At 56.4% G+C, this 18,086-nt stretch carries 16 protein-coding genes and 1 tRNA gene; 7 read left to right on the top strand and 10 right to left on the bottom strand.

What is annotated here, in order from left to right:
* Positions 1–65 precede the first annotated feature (65 nt).
* The 3 genes from L1S32_RS08030 (at position 66) to L1S32_RS08020 (ending at position 1,410) form a co-directional block, all read left to right on the top strand.
* A complete protein-coding gene (locus tag L1S32_RS08030; protein ID WP_278154503.1) occupies positions 66–440 on the top strand; it encodes a 30S ribosomal protein S8e in 375 nt (124 codons plus the stop codon).
* A gap of 211 nt (positions 441–651) precedes the next feature.
* Entirely contained in the window at positions 652–939 is a 288-nt protein-coding gene (locus L1S32_RS08025) for a hypothetical protein (protein WP_278154502.1), read from the top strand.
* Positions 940–1,410: a DUF2240 family protein gene (locus L1S32_RS08020; protein ID WP_278154501.1), complete on the top strand. Its 471-nt coding sequence runs from the start codon at positions 940–942 to the stop codon at positions 1,408–1,410.
* A 41-nt stretch (positions 1,411–1,451) separates the two neighbouring features.
* On the opposite strand, the gene L1S32_RS08015 is transcribed toward L1S32_RS08020, so the two are convergent.
* Entirely contained in the window at positions 1,452–1,853 is a 402-nt protein-coding gene (locus tag L1S32_RS08015; protein ID WP_278154500.1) for a 30S ribosomal protein S6e, read from the bottom strand.
* 90 nt (positions 1,854–1,943) lie between these two features.
* The gene (gene infB, locus L1S32_RS08010; protein ID WP_278154499.1) at positions 1,944–3,746 is read right to left on the bottom strand and encodes a translation initiation factor IF-2; all 1,803 of its coding nucleotides are present in this window, start codon (positions 3,744–3,746) and stop codon (positions 1,944–1,946) included.
* Positions 3,747–4,148: 402 nt separating this feature from the next.
* Between infB and L1S32_RS08005 the strand changes: the two genes are divergently transcribed.
* From L1S32_RS08005 to L1S32_RS07995, 3 genes are all read left to right on the top strand, one after another.
* A tRNA-His gene (locus tag L1S32_RS08005) sits at positions 4,149–4,220 on the top strand.
* Positions 4,221–4,339: 119 nt separating this feature from the next.
* Positions 4,340–4,858: a DUF6141 family protein gene (locus tag L1S32_RS08000; protein WP_278154498.1), complete on the top strand. Its 519-nt coding sequence runs from the start codon at positions 4,340–4,342 to the stop codon at positions 4,856–4,858.
* Between the two features lie 185 nt (positions 4,859–5,043).
* On the top strand, positions 5,044–7,227 hold the full coding sequence (locus L1S32_RS07995) for a PAS domain S-box protein (RefSeq protein WP_278154497.1): 2,184 nt from the start codon (positions 5,044–5,046) through the stop codon (positions 7,225–7,227).
* A gap of 29 nt (positions 7,228–7,256) precedes the next feature.
* Here the strand turns inward: L1S32_RS07995 and L1S32_RS07990 are convergent, their stop codons facing one another.
* A complete protein-coding gene (locus L1S32_RS07990; protein WP_278154496.1) occupies positions 7,257–8,651 on the bottom strand; it encodes a PAS domain S-box protein in 1,395 nt (464 codons plus the stop codon).
* A gap of 206 nt (positions 8,652–8,857) precedes the next feature.
* On the opposite strand from L1S32_RS07990, the gene acs reads away from it, so the two are divergent.
* Positions 8,858–10,747: an acetate--CoA ligase gene (gene acs, locus L1S32_RS07985; RefSeq protein ID WP_278154495.1), complete on the top strand. Its 1,890-nt coding sequence runs from the start codon at positions 8,858–8,860 to the stop codon at positions 10,745–10,747.
* A 197-nt stretch (positions 10,748–10,944) separates the two neighbouring features.
* On the opposite strand, the gene L1S32_RS07980 is transcribed toward acs, so the two are convergent.
* From L1S32_RS07980 to L1S32_RS07950, 7 genes are all read right to left on the bottom strand, one after another.
* The gene (locus tag L1S32_RS07980) at positions 10,945–11,184 is read right to left on the bottom strand and encodes a hypothetical protein (RefSeq protein ID WP_278154494.1); all 240 of its coding nucleotides are present in this window, start codon (positions 11,182–11,184) and stop codon (positions 10,945–10,947) included.
* Between the two features lie 119 nt (positions 11,185–11,303).
* Positions 11,304–11,729, bottom strand: coding sequence for a DUF4377 domain-containing protein (locus L1S32_RS07975; protein WP_278154493.1), 426 nt, complete (start codon positions 11,727–11,729; stop codon positions 11,304–11,306).
* 117 nt (positions 11,730–11,846) lie between these two features.
* Complete coding sequence (locus L1S32_RS07970) at positions 11,847–12,689, bottom strand: PhzF family phenazine biosynthesis protein (protein WP_278154492.1); 843 nt, start codon at positions 12,687–12,689, stop codon at positions 11,847–11,849.
* A 135-nt stretch (positions 12,690–12,824) separates the two neighbouring features.
* Complete coding sequence (locus L1S32_RS07965; protein ID WP_278154491.1) at positions 12,825–14,126, bottom strand: methyl-coenzyme M reductase glutamine C-methyltransferase; 1,302 nt, start codon at positions 14,124–14,126, stop codon at positions 12,825–12,827.
* Between the two features lie 68 nt (positions 14,127–14,194).
* Positions 14,195–15,445, bottom strand: coding sequence for a PEGA domain-containing protein (locus L1S32_RS07960; RefSeq protein WP_278154490.1), 1,251 nt, complete (start codon positions 15,443–15,445; stop codon positions 14,195–14,197).
* Between the two features lie 201 nt (positions 15,446–15,646).
* Positions 15,647–16,951 (bottom strand): PEGA domain-containing protein, encoded by a 1,305-nt coding sequence (locus tag L1S32_RS07955; RefSeq protein ID WP_278154489.1) that lies wholly within the window; start codon positions 16,949–16,951, stop codon positions 15,647–15,649.
* A gap of 55 nt (positions 16,952–17,006) precedes the next feature.
* Positions 17,007–18,083 (bottom strand): ABC transporter permease, encoded by a 1,077-nt coding sequence (locus L1S32_RS07950; RefSeq protein ID WP_278154488.1) that lies wholly within the window; start codon positions 18,081–18,083, stop codon positions 17,007–17,009.
* Positions 18,084–18,086 lie beyond the last annotated feature (3 nt).

The raw sequence follows: 18,086 nt of genomic DNA, 5'->3' as shown, positions 1-18,086 counted from the left end.
ATTTATAGACTTCAGGGAAGGGCCTACTCCCTTCTGAATACATTTCATACAATTCAGGTGTTTAAATGCAGTGGCATGGCAGATCAGTTCGGAAAGAAACCGGTGGCAGAATCCGGTACGCACGGAGTAAGAGGAGAAGCGAGATCGGCAGCGCACCTGCTGATTCGCATATTGGCGAGGACCGCAGGAAAATTGTCCGCACACTGGGAGCAAACCAGAAGATCCGGGTGCTGCGTGCACAGTACGCAAATGTGGCCAACCCAAAGAACGGTGAAACCCGCCGTGTGGCGATTGAGACTGTTGACAAGAATGCTGCTAATCCAAACTACGTGCGGCGAAACCTTCTCACGAAGGGTGCCATTATCAAAACCGAAATCGGTGAGGCACGTATCGTAAGCAGACCTGGTCAGGACGGCGTTATCAACGCTGTGCTCATCTAATAATCCTTTTTTCCCTATCGTTTGTCAGCATCTAAGCGTATGCATTTATTATGCATATCATCTAAAGACTGGTGTAATGCGCAGAATATACCATCGTTTCCCGATGAGAAACGATCTGGTTTTTACAATACAGCGCCCGTTCATTGACGTGGTGTCCACAGTATGTGCCCTGCATGGGACGCATGAGACTGGGCGGACTCCCGGGGGGGAGATGGTACGGATTGATTTTAGTGCAGCGGTGGCAGAGAAGAAGATCACTTTTGTACCGGTGGACCGCATTCCTGAACTGCTTTATACGATAACGGAGGCGGTTGATTTTCAGATAGAACTCAAAGAGACGACACTCATGTCGGACAGGCGTATTCCCCGTTCCAAGAATGTCTTTCTTCTTCGTCTCGAGGAGGTGGGGATGGCCTGTGAGTGTATGGTGGTGAAGACCAGTACGATGACCGGTCTGGATGCACTGGACCTGAAGAATCTGCTTGAGGGTGCGGTATAGGTGGCTCTGCGGACGGCTGTCGCGGCGCCATTCCGGCATATGCACCGGGATCGGCTGCGCCGCCCTGAATTTATTTACTTCCTCGCCATCGACCGGCGCTGGATGAGTCGAGACCAGGCGGGGTCACTTATCGCCATTGCCCTTCGTGAAGGCCTTCTGCGTGAGGAGGGAGGGGTGCTGGTCCCTTCCTTTAACCCTGCAGAGGTGGAGATTCCGCTGGGATTCCGGCCTTCAGAAGATATCTTTCAGCAGAGTGAGAATTATTGTGAGACTCTGATGGTCCGCATCGCTGAGACGCGGGGGATCTCGCAGCAGAATGTGGCAGCAGAGATGCATGCCCTCATCAGCGACGGGTTTGACGGACGTCTCCTCCCGGAGGCGGGTGTGGTAATCCTTGCCCGGAAATACGGGGTGCCATTTGAGGACCTCGTTGAAAAACTGCGTGATTCACTCAGCGGTCCGGGCTGCTGAGTTAAAAATCAGCAAAAAAGTATTTTTTTAATTGTTCAGATTTACTCTGCCTGCTCTTCAGCAGCGGGTGCAAAGTAGTCCTTCAGGCTCTTTTCGCCGTACTCAACAACCTTTGCATTGATCTGGACAAAGTCTCCGTTGATCTCTGCGCCACGGATGCTCATTCTTCTGCGCTGACCTGGGTAGGTTGGGTGGAAGCCGACACCGTTTGCGAGGAGGAGTCTTCTCCGGGTAAGTCCGGGGAGGTCACGGCGTGCAGGGATGCCGGTCTTGTCGGTTGCCCCGGTGATTGCGATCTGGTATCCTGCAAATCCGAGTGCATCGCCCGGGATGATGTCGCCAACGCTCTTGCCAATGAGTGCACCTGCCATGCCGGCGGTTGCCTCAACCTTGTATGAAATGCCCTCCTGTGGATCTGAGAGAACTACTTTGAAGTCTGCCATATTGTAATGCTCCTTTCTGAAAGTGTCTATTATGTTTGTTTAGAAGTTATTAAAAATTGTGGGGTGTGGCCGCCTGCTGCTCCCGGCGTGTTACTTGCCCCAGAAAGGCCGTTCCTTTCGTCGGATTCGCGTATACTCCTCAAGAATGTCGATCATGCCGCCGGTGAGGTGGGTGGTCATCTCGCCCTCGAGGACCTTGACATGGTGTTCGGGTATCTCGACATAGAGGTCATCCCCCACGTCAATCTGGCGGCCGACCGTCGGACCTTCAATGGAGATTGCCACTTCCGCACCCTGGTTTGCCTCGCTGATATTCTCCTGCCCCATCTTCATCTGTTTAATCCGTCCGATTCTCTTCCCTGACGGGAGGACAAGGTTGACACCTGCCTGCAGTTTTCCGGCCACGACACGCACTCCCACCACTGCAGGATTGGACTGCCGGAAGACACAGTCGGGGAGGAGGGTGATCTTTGCCGGGAGGATGAGTTTCTCAAAACTCTCCTTATGCATGAGGCGTCGTGTCTCCTTTTCCCAGTCCATGTAGTCGTCGATGAGGTGGTAGATGACGTCTGACTCAAAGAGGTGCACATGGCCCATGGCGTGCTCGGCGAGAGTGTCAATGGCATCCGGGAGGATGGTGGTATTGAAGGCGAGGATTACGGAGTACAGGGGGTCTCTGATGGTCGAGACCTCCACGATGTCGTGCCGGGATACCGGGCCGACCTCTGCATGCATGATGGGGATCTCGTTCTCCTCCAGCTCCTTGGAGAGTGCCTCCAGGGCGCCGATGGTGTCTGCCTTGATGAATACTCCCTCCTCAGAGAGGGTCACCTGTATGTCCTCCATCTCGTGGGTGACGGCATCGATGATTTCATCACGGTTGCCCTGCACCACGCGGAGCGGTGAACCGGCGATGGCTCCCTCCAGTTTCGGAGCGGATACCTTGATACCGGATGCGGCGGTCACCTGCTTTACCCGCTCAAAGCGGTCTTCTGTGAGAATCTCCTGCATGGGGCGGGGTTTTAACAGGGACCGGATCTTGGTCTCGATAACGCCCCGTTCTCCGCCTACGACGATCTCGTCGCCTACGTTCAGCTGCCCGTCAATGAGGATGACATCAAGGGTGGTCCCGAGGCCGCGCTCCTCTTTCACCTCCAGAACCGTACCGTATCCGGGCCCCGTGGTGGAGAGGGTGAGGTTTTCCGTCAGGTACCGCTGTGCGAGGCCGACCATCACCATCAGGAGGTCGGGGAGGCCTTCGCCGGTGATGCCTGAGACCGGAACAATTGCGATATTGCGGGCAAAGTCCCTCACGCGGTCAAAGCGGTCGCAGTTGAACCCCATCTCCGATAGTTCACCGACCAGTTCGTAGGTCTTTGTCTCTATCATCCCCTGGACCCGTTCGTTCTGGGCCGCATAGGTCTTCATGAACGGTGCATTCTCCTGCACCCGCCAGCCGTGGATCCGGTCGATCTTTGTGGCGGCGATCACAAAGGGGGTCCGGTAGTTCCTGAGGATCTGGAGCGCCTCTTTGGTCTGCGGCTGGAACCCGTCGTTGATGTCCACTACGAGGATGGCCATGTCTGCCAGTGCCCCGCCCCGGGAGCGCAGCGTGGTGAAGGCGTGGTGGCCCGGCGTGTCGATAAACAGTAGTCCGGGTACGTCAAACTCCACTGCATCGCTGGTGCCGCTCATCTTGCGGATTGCATCCAGCGGCACAATCGTTGCCCCGATATGCTGGGTGATGGCTCCTGCCTCACGGTCCACCACTGAGGAGCCCCTGATGCGGTCCAGCAGTGATGTCTTTCCATGGTCCACATGCCCCAGTACACAAACCACTGGTGTACGAATGGATGATGGGGCCTCTGATCCTGTCTTCTTCTTTTTTGCCATGCCTTGCGCCCTCTGTCTCTGGTATTGGTATTTTAAAAAAAATTGTCAATTCTTCCGCCGCTCTCCTGAGTATGCACCGGTTTGCAGCGTTTTCATATAAATAGTTCACCTGACGTATTAATGGTGTCCGTGCCGTTGTCTGTCTGGTGGGTGATGTTTCTTTCATTTTGTGTTGCAGCGCTCGGCTGTTCTCAGGGGGCGTGCTGATCTGTGTCTGTTCGGGGTCAGCGATGGCGCTGGTCCTGCAGGAGGTGCGTCTGTCTTTCCGGTCTGGTGTCGGGTGTCCGGTGACTCCCGGTTCTTCTGGTGGTCTGTGGTTTTCTCCCTCGCTTTGGCAGAACAGATAAGATAGATTAATTACCGCTGCTGTCAAAATAAGAAAGGCATCTTAGTGAGGCATTTGCCGGGGTAGGGTAGTGGTTATCCTCAGGGATTGTGGCTCCCTGGACTCGGGTTCAAGTCTCGGCCCCGGCCTCTTTGTTTTTTTTCGTTCGTTTCTGGCGTATTCTACCGGTTAAACGCCGTCTCTGGTCTTTATTCATTTTTTCGGCGGGTCTATATGGGATGGGGTGGCATCCTGTATTTGTCGGGCGATGAAGGTAGATGATATGCGTGAGGGCGATATTTTTTCAGAAGTGCAGTGGTTTCGGACCGCCATGCTCGTGATGGTGGTCTGGGCTGCCGCGCTGCTCGTCTGGTACGGGTTTTACCTCCAGATTGTTGCAGGCATCCCTTTCGGGGGCAATCCCGGCCCGGACTGGCTGATGTGGGTGCTCCTTGCGGCCTTTGGCATCGGTATGCCGGTATTCTTTCTTCTCCTCCGGCTTGAGGTGAGGGTCGGGGGTGGCCGCCTCTCTTACCGCGTGTACCCGGTGCATCTGCAGTTCCGGGATGTTAACTGCCTCGGGATTGCAGCTGCTGAATCTGTGTCATACCGGCCGCTGCGGGATTATGGCGGCTGGGGCATCCGGTGGGGAAAGAGAGGGGCTGCGTATATGGTCTCCGGGAACCGTGGGGTCTGTGTCTCTCTTTCAGACGGCACGTCTTTTCTCATCGGGTCACAGCGGGCGGATGAGCTTGCTGCTGCGCTTTCCTGCTGTATTTCCGGATAAATATCCCTCCCTGGAGGGGGCGTCTCTTTTGGTGCAGGGCCGTTTTGGCGAAAGGCGGGTGTCCTCCATCCTCCGTGGGGTGATCGTGCTGCCCTTTCCGTTCCCGGCTGCGGTATGTGCCGAAATGCGAAAGGGTAAAAGTCGGAGATTGCAAATTTTAGGTGTTACATGGTTTTCCATTCCGGATGATGTACATGCGTATCCTCTATATTGACGATGATGAACAGTTCCTCCATGCGGCTGAACGATGCCTCTCTGACTCAGGGGGATTTTCTGTCGATTTCACATTGTCGTCTGCTGATGCGCTCCTGAAACTGCATGATGCCGGATATGATGCCATCATCTCGGAACTTGCACCTCCTGCCAAAGACGGAATGGATGTTTTAAGGGCCATCCGTCTGGCAGGTGACTGCACTCCCTTCATTGTTCTCACTGCTGCCGGCGGAGAGGCGACTGTCATTGAGGCCCTGAATGCGGGAGCGGATCAGTACTTCAGGAAAGGGGATGATCCTGAGGCGCAGATGGGGGCACTTGCGGGGGCTGTCCGCAGGCTGGTGGCGAAGAAAATGGCCTGCTGTCCTCCGGTGCCGCTCCAGTCTGAGCTGCGGATGGTTCTGGACTCATCGGATGATCCGACGGTCTTCACCGGGCTGGATCGTGTCATTGTCTGGGCGAACCGGTCTTTTTACATTGCTCACGGCGTGGATGAACATCATGCTGTCGGCAGGCACTGCTATGAGGTGCTCTGGGGAAGGGATGCGCCCTGCACCCGGTGCCGAATCCCGAAGGTCATCGCATCCGGCAGGGCTGTGTCTGCTGAAGTCACTCATCCGGACGGGGGGTCATATCTGGTCACGACCTCTCCTGTTACTGACGACCGGGGTGGGATATGCGGGTTTGTTGAGAGGGGTACGGATATCTCTGTGGTAAAGGCATCACAGGAGGCCGTCCGGCAGGAGAGGGAGAAATACAATCTGCTGTTTCAGTCGGCCAATGATATGATCTATCTGCATACCCTGGTGATGCCGGGGGGGATTCCCGGGCAGATTCTGGAGGCCAATGATGCTGCGTCCCGGAGGATGGGCTATTCGCGGGAAGAACTCCTGGGGATGATGGTTTCTGATCTCAATGATCCGGATATGGATGTGCATCTTGGTTCTCTCCTCTCTGAAATTGGCGGGAAGGGCCGTTTTATCTTTGAATGGCGGCACGTAACGAAGGAAGGGGAGATTCTGCCCGTTGAGGTGTCGGTGAATGTCTTTCAGATGAATGGGGTGCCTGTCGCCCTCTCAATTGTCCGGGATATCACAGAGCGTAAAGGGGCGGAGCGGGCTCTCCGGGTGCGTGAACAGGAATATCGGGATCTTGTTGAAAATATCAATGAGGTTATTTTCCGGCTGGATCTGAATGGTAATTTTACCTATGTCAGCCCGGCAATTAACAGGCTGGTCGGGGGGGCGGGCTATTGCCCCTCTGAGTTGATCGGCAGAAATTTCATAGAATTCATCCATCCTGAAGACCGGCACCGGCTGGAGGGGCATTTCCATGAGCGCCTCTCCGGGATTACAAAAAAGTCGACGTTCCGGCTGTTGACAGATGCCGGGTCTGTCCGGTGGGTGCTGGAATCCAGCAGGCCCCTCCGGGAAAACGGTGTGGTGGTGGGTATCCAGGGGGTGTTCCTTGATATCACTGATCTCAAAATGATGGATGCTGCCCTGAAGAAGGCAAACAAGAAACTGAATATTCTCTCCAGCATTACGCGCCATGACATTCTGAATCAGATTACTTCAATGAATCTGTATCTGGAGCTGATTGAGGGTGATGCTGCTGATTCTGAAAAACTGCGGGAATTTTTTGAAGCGGCGGAGGGGATTATGGCCAATCTGGAGCGGATCATCACCTTTACCCGTGATTATGAGGATCTCGGGGTGAATGAACCTGAATGGCAGGACATCGGTGCTGTCATCAGCCGTGAAGCAGAATCGTTTGCCGGTGTGATCACGGTCAATAATGGGGTGCGGGATCTTGCCGTCTATGCCGACCGCATGCTGGGGAAGGTCTTTGCCAATCTTATCGGAAATTCCGTGATGCACGGGGGCACGGTGCATGGGGTCACGGTCTCATTTGAGGGGCGCGGGAATGGGGGGTGCATTATCGTTGCCGATGATGGCGTGGGCGTCCCCGGGGATATGAAGGAGAGAATATTCTTAAAGGGTGTGGGGAAAAATACCGGATTCGGGCTTTTCCTGTCGCGGGAAATTCTTGATCTGACAGGGATGCTGATACGGGAATGTGGTGTGCCGGGCAGTGGGGCCTGCTTTGAGATACTGGTTCCGGAAGGTAAATTCAGGTCTCTCTCCACTGAGTGAAGGGGATTATCCGGCCGCTCCTGTCATGCTTATTTTGGGTCTCTCTCGATTTCCCGTGCAATTGAGCAGAAGTACATCTCATTGTCTGCCTTCACAAAGGTCCGGGAGAGGTCGACATCAAAGATGGTCCCGTCACGCCTGCGGTGAACGGATATTGTCCGCTCTTTTCTGCCGGGTTCCGGTTCGCTCCACATCCTGTCCCATGCCTCGCGGGTGAGGGATGGGTTGACGTCAAAGACGGTGCAGTCTGCGAGTTCTTCTCTCCGGTAGCCTAAAAGCTCCTCTGCGGTCCGGTTTGTCTGGCAGATGCTGCCGTCACGGCTGAAGAGGAGGATGGAGTCTGAGGCCTGATCAAAGGCCTGGCGGGTAAAAAGCAGTTCACGTTCCAGATCTTCTTTCTCCGCAAGGACGGCCATAAGTGCCTGGTTTGCCTGCTGCATCTCTGCGGTCCTCTTCTGGATATTTTCTTCGAGGTTCTGGTGATACTGCAGGATCTGCTCCTCGCAGTGCTTGAGTGCCGTGATATCATGTCCTGTGGCATGATAGCCGGTGATTGGGCCGCCAATTCCGCCGAGTGCCCGGATGGTCCATGTTTCCCAGCCGGGAGATCCGTCCCGGCGGATGGCGCGGATTTCTGCTGTCACCGGGCTGCCTCCGGGCAGAAGGGTGCCGATGAGGGAGTCGAGGTGGCGGCGTTCATCTGCCCTGAATGCCGGCAGAAACCTGATGCCTGCGATACGTTCGGCTGTGCGTCCTGCATGACGGCAGAATGCGGCGTTTGCGAAGTCAATGGTCATTGAAGGGGAGATGTGGACGATCCATTCGGTGAGGTCTTCGCTGAGTGCGGTGTAGCGTTCTTTCCAGGTATTCTGCTCTTCTGCGGTGGCGCTTTCGGTGATGTCGGTGAATGTGGCGGCACAGCCTGCGGCACCGCTCGCAAATACGATGGGGATGAGGTGGATTTCCAGGTCGGTCTGCTGCCGGTTTCGGGTGATGGTGGTGCGGTATTCTCCCGGCATGCCTGCTACTGCATCCCGGCATTTGGTAAGGAAGGATTCATCCCGGAAGAGAGGGGATGGGATATCAATATTGGGTGTGAATTCGGCCCCTTCCGGGATGTGGAAGAGGCTCATGGCTTCCTGCGTGGCCCCGGTCACCTCCAGGCGGGACGTCAGACAGAGGCGTGTGGGTGGGGTGGTGAGGGGGAGGGCACCCGCCGGCATCCGCCGTGCAGGAAAATATGCCTTTGCCGGTCCCATCCGTTTCCGGTCGATCTCTCCGGTAGCGACCAGCATGTCCAGGTACTTCGCCGTGGTGTTGCGGTGCATACCGAGGGTGGCGGAGATCTCGGTGATTGTCATCCCTGTGGGTGATTTCTCAAGCAACTCCCGGATCTGCTCTTTTTCTTTCCATTCGGTTGTCATTTCTCTCCCTCTCCCTGCTCTTGTGTCGATTCCTTATGCAGTGCATAACTGTTGTGCCTAAAGAATATTTATATGTGTGTGTGCCAATATTGGAGTGGCAATGCATTGCATTGGCAGGCGGGCCTCTTCTTTTTGGTATCTATACCGTGTGGGAAGGGGTCGGCGCGCAAAGAAATATACATGATTAATCATGTAGGTGGGACGCAATGTCAGGTTCATTTGATGTGAAACTCGAAGATACGGTGTACCTTCCTGACCCGTCGGTCCGTGAAGAGTCGTTGATCGGCGACTATGACACCGAGTATCAGCGCTTCCTCCGTGACCCGGACGGGTTCTGGGAGGGAGTCGCAGACGAACTCGAATGGTTCAGGAGATGGGACCACGTAAAGAAGTGGAACCCCCCGTACGCGGAGTGGTTCACAAACGCACAGCTCAATATTACCCACAACTGCCTTGACCGGCATGCGACCGGCGAGCGGCGCAACAAGGTGGCGCTCATCTGGCGTGGGGAGAAGGGGGAGGAGCGCGTGCTCACCTACCGGCAGCTCTACCGTCAGGTTATGCGGTTTGGCAGTGCCCTGACAAAGATGGGCATCACAAAGGGGGACACCGTCTGCCTCTATATGCCGCTTGTACCTGAGCACATCATCGCCCTCCTTGCCTGTGCACGAATCGGCGCTGTCCACAACATCGTCTATGGCGGGTTCGGGGCCTCGGCACTGAACGCCCGTATCCGTGACTCCGGGGCAAAACTTGTGATCACTTCAGACGTCGGATACCGCCGCGGCAAGCGCGTCGCACTGAAGGCCATCGTCGATGAAGCAGTTGTCAATGCGCCTACTGTGGAGAAAATCATCGTCCTCCGCCGGTCTGATCCCGGCCCGGAACTCTTCAGTGAGATGGAGGTGGACTTCTACGAGGTGCTCGAAAGCGGTGATGCCACCTGTGAGGCGGCCGTGATGGATGCAGAAGATCCGCTTTTTATCCTCTATACCAGCGGGACGACCGGTCAGCCAAAGGGCATTGTCCACACCTGCGGGGGGTACATGGTCGGTGTCTACTACACGACAAAATACGTCTTTGACATGAAGGAGAACGACGTCCACTGGTGCACGGCAGACCCCGGGTGGATCACCGGCCACAGCTACATCGTCTACGGGCCGCTCTCCGTGGGTGCGACGGTACTCATCACCGAGACGGTCCCGGACTATCCCGACCCCGGCATCTTCTGGCGCATCGTCGAGGACTTCGGGGTGACCATCTTCTACACCGCCCCGACGGCCATACGGATGTTCATGCGGGTCGGCGAGGAGTGGCCGAACAGATATAATCTCGATTCCCTGCGGCTCATCGGTTCGGTGGGCGAACCCCTCAACCCTGAGGCGTTTGAGTGGTACTACCGGGTCATCGGGAAGGGGCGCTGTCCACTCCTTGACACCTGGTGGCAGACGGAAACCGGGATGCATATGATCACGACCACGGTCGGCGAACCGATGAAACCGGGATTTGCCGGCAGAGCCATCCCCGGGGTGGTCGTGGATGTGGTTGATGCAAAGGGCAACCCGGTCGAGCCGGGCACCGGTGGCCTCCTGGTGATCAAAGAACCGTGGCCGGCACAGATGCGGGCCGTCAACAATGACGACGCCCGCTACCGGGCCTACTGGGAGACGATAAACGGCTTCTACACGGCAGGCGACCTTGCGGTCAGGGACGAAGACGGATACATCATGGTCCTCGGGAGGTCGGATGATATCATCATCGTCTCCGGCCATAATCTGGGCACGGCGGAGGTGGAGAGTGCGCTTGTTTCCCATGAGGCGGTGGCGGAGGCCGCTGTAATAGGCATCCCTGACCCGGTGAAAGGTCAGACGGTGAAGGCGTTTGTCATCCTCGTGGACGGGCACACACCGACAGAGAAGCTGAAGTCAGATCTCATCTACCATGTGCGGATGAGCATCGGCCCGATTGCGATGCCGTCTGCCATCGACTTCGTGGATTCACTCCCGAAGACCCGCAGCGGCAAGATCATGCGCCGGGTATTAAAGGCACAGGAACTCGGGATTGACCCGGGAGATATCTCGACACTGGAGGAGTAACCCCTCCTTCCTTTCTATAGGTGTATATGATCGGGATGGCAAACAGCCGGGCGGAGCGTATCACCCGGTGGTCCAGGTCACCGGCATGGATGCGGCACGGGGCAGAGTGAGGGGGGCTCCTTTTTCTGTCATACCGGGATTTCATCACCGGATACGGCAGAGGCTATGAACAAGCCGGAGAGACGCCGCGGCGAACCTTAATCGGACACTGCCCTTGTACGGTTATCCGTCGGTTCACAGACGATCGTCGGAGACGGCACGGGGATTTGGGTCGGCCGGACGGTCGGTTCAAAGGTGGGGGGCTGATATCCTCCTTCGTCTGTTCCGGAGGGAAAGGAGGTGCACCCGGAGATGCTGCAGAAGAGGATCAGGCAGATGGCGATGGCTGCAGTGAGGCTGAGGCGCAGAAAGAAAGACGGGGGCCCTGATGTCGCCATGGAGTATGATCGGGTTTAGGGCGGTGGAGCATTTATGGGTGTTGGTGGGTGGTGCCAAAAGATATTGCTATGGGAAATGGGGTGGATAATCCACATATTCCGGACTTTTTCCTTTTCCCTTATGCCACCGGCTTTTTCTCCACCACTTCAACAAGCTCGTAGCGCAAGGTTGATGCATCGGCTGGTGGGTTTTCGCTCCCTGTGATCTTCACACGCAGGGTCCACAGATATCCCTCCTCGTATGCGAACCCCTCTATCTGATCATAGAAAAGTCCCCAGCCTCCGTCTGCTGCAGGCGGCATCTCGCGGATGAGCATGCACTGGCGGGACCCGATGCCTGTGCGTTCCTCCAGGGTCGGTGCTACCTGAATGGTGATGGTGGTTTCCTCTCCTGCAGGATTCTCTCCGGTCGTATTCTGGTAACTCTGGTATGGATTTTCGGTTACCGTGTCCAGCATCATGGTACCGCCTATGACGAGCATTACTCCGACCATTCCGCCAATGATATATGGCCAGCCGCGTTTCTGCCAGAATTTACACCTCATATTTCTTCCCTCCCTCGTCTCTGCAGTGGCCGGTGGTCACCGGGTAATCCGCCGGCTGCAATGAGTAGATATCATCATTTCACAGTATATCAGCTTCCCGTTGGTGGCATACCGGATTCATGCGATAGTCCCTTTCATCACGGTTACTGCCTCTCCGGTGAGGAGCACCTGCCTTCCGGTGCCATCTTCATTGTCTTCTGTGACCTCAACCACCAGGTCACCGCCCCGGCGGGATGCCTGAAAGGCATGGAACCGGTTTCGGCCGGTGAGCCGCTGCCAGTACGGGCCGAGCACACAGTGGGCGGACCCTGTCACCGGGTCCTCGGGGATGCCGATCTTCGGTGCAAAGAACCGGGAGATGATGTCGTAGCGTCCGCCGTCGGCAGCACCGGTGAGGATGATGCCCCGTGGCGGCATGGCGGCAATCGCAGCCATATCCGGCACGGCGGCCTCCACCATCATTGCACCGCCGGTTCGCACCAGCCAGTCGAGGGGTGAGACGCAGAAGTCCTCCACCGGGACGCCGAGGGCTTTCTCCAGATCGTCCGGGACGGGTGCTGGTGATGCCGGGAGTGCCGGAAACACCAGGGTGACCGTGCCTGCAGGACTGCCTCTGCCTTCTCCTGATGATCCCGGCTCTGCAGTGGCTGTGAGCAGTCTGCCGTGGGAGTAAAACCGGATCTCTGCGCCCGCCTCCTCCTCCCTTTCCTGCACCAGCACGTGGGCAGCGGCACAGGTGGCATGTCCGCAGAGGGTGACTTCCACCAGTGGCGTGAACCACCGGATATCCCACCCCTCTTTCTGCCGGGAAAGAAACGCCGTCTCTGAGAGGTTCATCTCCCGGGCGACATCCTGCATCCACGCTTCTGTCACCGGATGGTCCGGGATGCAGACTCCCGCCGGGTTTCCGGCAAAGGGCCGGGAGGTATATGCATCCACGATGAAATATCTACCTGCCATATGGGCGTAGTATGGCATGATCGGGTAAATATGTGCCGCGGGAAAGGGAGTGCCTGCACCTGACCCGGATGCCCGGGAGATTTCATGCCGTGAAATAAAAAAAGACAGGGGGATTCCTTTTAGGACTGTGTTCTTTCAGGCATACTGACGGAGCAGATCCGTTACCTTTCTGACCATCTCCCCATCCTTTCTGACCTCTGCGAGGTAGGCGTTGAAGATCTGGTCTGTCACCACATGCAGGCCCGGTTTAAACAGATCGGCATGCATCCTGAGGTCAAACGACCGTGCCTCGGCCTCGGTAAGGTGCAGGGATTTGTATTCCCCTGTATGCGGGGCAAAGGCAGGATTCTCTGTATCAGGCGTCCGCAGGGACAGATCTGCAAGCGGTGTGCCGGGAATCGGTTCCGCAATCGAGATGAAGACATCATCAAGGGCATATTCTGCGATAAAGTCCTTGGTCTCCTCATATTCAGCAGCCGTCTCGGTGGGGTATCCGACAATAAAACTCCCTGCGACATGCAGGCCGTGGGCACGGCAGGCATCAATGGCCTCACCCGCCTGCGCAGCTGTTGCCCCCTTGCCCATCAGGCGCAGCACCCGGTCGCTGCCTGACTCCAGACCGAAGAAGACCCAGCCGATGGTATAGTCACGGATGGCGTCCAGGACGGTGTCAGAGATGCAGTCCACCCGGATATCGGGGGACGAGACGTTCTTTGGTCCCATGATCTCAGCCATCCCCCGGAGCAGGTCCGCAAAGGCCTCGTCATTGAGGTTCCCGTCGGTGTAGCCGTAGAGCGAACCGGTTCCGCCGGAGACCGAGAGCCGCCGTGCACCGGCATCCTTAAACGCCTGCACTTCTGCGAGAATCTCGTCTAAGGGGCGGGAACGCATCTCACGCCCGAAGAATCGCGGCACCTGGCAGAAGGTGCAGGCACCGATACAGCCCCGGTGCGTCTCGATATATGCCGATGCACCCCGGACATCCTGCATGCCGATCTCTTTCGGGATGAACGGCAGCGGACGGGAAACGGGGCAGGGCGGTGCCGGGCCGGAGAAGACTGCCCCATCCGGGCCCGTGTATGCGATCCCCGGTACATCGGGGGAAATCCCGTCCCGGAGCAGTGCAAGCGCCCCTGCCTCTCCCTCACCGCAGATGACAGCGTCGGGGCCCAGTTCACCGAGCACCATCCTCGGCACCGCCGAGACGGGTCCGCCGACATATACCCGGCCACCGGCATGCCGGTACGCGGAAATAAATGATTTGAGTGCATCGTCCATCAGGTTCTGCGTGGAATACAGGCTCAAAAACACTGTTTCTCCTGGAGGAGCCTCCAGTGTACGCGTGAGTGTCACTTCATGGCCTGCATCACGGACGATGCCTGCAATGACCATTGCACCATACGTGTACATTCCCGGGGAGATGACGAAGACCTTCATTACACTACTCTTGTTCTCTGAATGATATTAACGATACAGATTTTCGTACCGGGTAAAAAAAGATGGGATTATTCCTGTCTGCGTGCGGCAAGAATGACCGCACAGGCGCCCAGTGCACCTATAACCGCAGCCATGGGTGCCGGGCTCTGGGTGGCAGTGGGTGTCGGGGCAAGGCTTGCTGAGACATAGGATGTCGCGCCGCTGTTCACCTGTGCCACTTCAGACCAGGTGGAGTACCCGGAGAGCTGGAGGGTGACGGTGTAGCTGCCGGGGATAAGGTCACTGAGGGTCACCGGGGTGATGCCCTTGTTGACATTGTTCAGGTAGACCGTGGCACCGGTCGGTGATGAAGTGATGTCGATTGCTCCATTGCCTGATGAACCACCCGCAAGATTTGCGCTCACGGTTGTGGTCTGTCCGGAGTTGACGGTCACTGTTGAGACTGAGTCGTCATACCCTGAGAGGGTGACTTTCACGACGTGGCTGCCTGCTGCAATACTGTTTGCCATGAGGGCCTGACCAGGATTGGTGGTGCCATAATAAACGCCGTCAATGTAGACCGAGGCATATGACGGGTTTGACGTCACAGAGATCGATCCGGTGGTGGTCTGTGGGTCTGCGGCGAGGGTTGCCGTTACGTAACTCACCTGGTTTGAATGGATCTGGACTGTGTTTGTCCATTCCTGGTATCCAGGCATGGTTATTTCAAGGGTGTGTGCACCCTGGGAGAGACCGCCGATGGTCCGGGGTGTAGTGCCCTTGTATGAGCCGTCCAGGTAGATGTTTGCATTGGACGGACTGCTGGAGACCGAAAGTGTGCCATAGGTCGCTTGTGCCTGCAGGGAAGCATAGGTGCTCGTTGTCTGGCCGGCAATGATCTTGACTGTGTCCCGGTAGTCATTATACCCGGAATAGGTGAGTTTCAAATCATTGTTTCCTGCAGGGAGGTTTGAAACCGTATGCGGAGTTGTTCCATAGTAGACATTGTTCACATAGACCGCTGCACCGGACGGTGAAGAGCTGACCTGCAGGTTGCCGGTGGTGGGTGTCACCGGGTTTACGGTCAGGTAGACGGACTGGTGCTCTCCGGCAGAGGGTGTTGCAGGCAGGGACTGGGATGCAGACGTGAACCCGGACTTTGATGCGGTCACGGTGCTATATGGTGTTGCGGTGGAATACACCGCGACACTCAGAAGTCCGCCTGTTGTTGTTCCCTTGTATTCTCCGTCAAAGTAGATGGAACAGCCATCCACATTGGTATAGATGTCATACCATCCCTGGTCACCGCCAATGCCGGGACCCAGGGGGAGCTCAGCCATTGCAGCAGGGGCTGCAGCGGCGATTATGAACATGCTTATTATAAGCAAGTAGAATTTTCGTACCATGATGATCAATGGAACGGTTATTTTGTTGGATATAAATAATCTGCTGTTTTCAGCGGGGGTGAAAACGGAAATCCTGTCATTTATATCATAAAAATGCAGGTTTCAGGGAAATTAATCCCCTGAATGCAATTTACTTTATTGTTTTCTCCGGTTCTTCTGTTTCCCGAGGAAGGCCCCACCCAGAACCATCAGAACGCCAATGAGCAGGAGGGGGGACGGGGGTGACTGTGTGGGTGTCGGAGAGAGGCTTGCCGAAACATATGTGGTTGAACCCGGTTTCACCTCGCTCACCGATGTCCACTCCGTGTAACCGGAAAGCCGTATGGTCACGGTATAGGAACCCGGTGCCATGGTGTCTGAGGTGACAGGGGTGATGCCTGCCTTCACATTATTGACATATACCTCTGCACCGGTGGGGGATGAGGTGACGGAGAGTGACCCGTACCCGCCCTCTGCAGGGGAGAGCTCTGCACGTACGGTGGTTGTCTGACCGGAGTTGACGGTCACTGTCGATACGGAGTCATCGTAGCCGGAGAGGCGGACCATGACGGTATGGCTGCCTGCCATGACTTCACTGATCACAAACGGTATGCCGGGTGACGTCTGTCCTTCGTAGGTTCCGTCCAGATAGACAGCAGCATAGGCAGGGTTCGATGTGACTGAGAGGGCGCCTGTTGTCGGTGACTGCACGGGCACCAGTGTCGGGGATATGGAGGAGACCTGGCCCGCATATACCCGCACCGACCCGGTCCAGTCCTGGTATCCGGGCATGGTGAGTTCGACAAAGTAAGACCCTGCGGTGAGGCCGCCGATGGTCTGGGTGGTTGTGCCGCGGAAATTCCCGTTCAGATAGATGTTGGCCTTGGATGGTGAGCTGGAAACAGAGAGGGTGCCGTATGACGTGGACGGGACGAGGGACGCACTCACCCGGGTCGTCTGGCCACCGTAGACCCAGACCTGCTGGGTGTAGCTGTTATATCCGCTGCGCTCCAGCCGGAGTGTATACTGGTTGCCTGTGAGGCTGACCTGCTGCGGCGTGAGTCCGCGGTAGACATTATCCACATAGACCGATGCACCGGTAGGAGATGAGCTGACTGAGAGAGTGCCGTAGGACGGTGCGATGGACGTCAGGGTGAGGCTGACGGAGTAGATGCCGCCCGCTGAGGCCGTCGGCAGATTCGCATAGGCATTGCTGTATCCTGCACGGGTGGCTATCGCCTGAGTGTATGGTGCAGGTGTGTTGACCGTCACCTGAAGATACCCTGACGATGTCCTGCCCATGTATATGCCGTTAAAGTAGATCTCAGCCACATCCACATTGGTATAGATATCATAGTGGGCAGTGCCTGCAATCGGCTGCACCGGTGTCTGTGCCCCTGCCGGGATGACCGCACCTGCAGCAAGCATGCAGGCGATGAGAAGAAGGGTGAACCATTTCATCTGTATCAGACACCCCCTATTCAGAATATGGTATTTATATCTATGGCAGTGCTGTTCACTGCAGGGCGGTCTTCTCCACCAGATGCGTATACCGGTTGAGTGCAGCCATGCCAAGTGCAAGGGTGCCGGCCATCACTGCAAGGACCAGCCAGTGTTCACTTCCGGCAGCTCCGATGGAGAGAAGGACAATGAGGTTTGCCGGATTTGCCGGAAGGGAGAGGACGCCTATCAGCACTACCACGAGGGCTGTTGAAAAGATGAACTGGGCACTCGTCCGTTCCCGGTAGTGGAGGGCCACAAAGGCGGAGAGCAGGATCATGAGGAGCGATGCCACACTCACGTGCAGAAGAATTGGAACAATGCCTGCCACAGAGATGCCGTTTACCACCATCAGGGCAATCCAGACGGCTGCCTGCACCGGCACAATCACAAAACAGGCAGATACTTTGCCCCATATCATCTCGCTGAAGGTGACCGGTGTGGAGATGAGGGTCTCGATGGTGTCATGCTGGAACTCCTCAGTGATCATATCGATGATCAAAGCGGCGGAGATGATGGCAGGCATAAAGATGAGAAGCGGGATGAGGAGCCCGTACACAAACTCATAGAAGTTGGTGCCCGGCACCTCCGGCGGCAGATCCACCACGATGGGAACAGATGAGATACGGTCTCCCCGTATCGCACGCAGGCTCTCTTCGTATGTGACAAAGACATCTCTGAGCTTGCTGTTCACTACAGATGACTGGATATCGTTTTTGATGGTATACAGTGTTATTTTGACCGGCTCATCCGCGTCCGGAGGCGTATCCGGCACCCAGACTACCCCGCTGAGCTTTCGCTCCTCAAGTGCGGTGACCGCAGTTCCAAGATCCATCTCGTAGACAACAAAGTCGCCACTCTCCCGCAGCAGCTCCTCCAGCGGCGAGGGAGACCCGGTATAGGCTATGGGATACTTCTGCCGTGAGTAATCAGAGAGGGCGTCCGGGTCATACATCGCCGCGAGGCCGACGATAAGAAACGATGAGAACATCGCGATAAACAGCTGCAGGAGAATGGCGAGAATAATCGTTTTCTCGGCATTGATTGCCCCCAACTCCTTTTTCGTGATGATGTATACATGCCTGAAGTCCATGTG

Source organism: Methanogenium sp. S4BF (assembly GCF_029633965.1).
Taxonomy (GTDB): domain Archaea; phylum Halobacteriota; class Methanomicrobia; order Methanomicrobiales; family Methanomicrobiaceae; genus Methanogenium.
The sequence above is the reverse complement of the archived record's forward strand: the minus strand, read 5'-3'. Positions and strand labels throughout refer to the sequence as shown.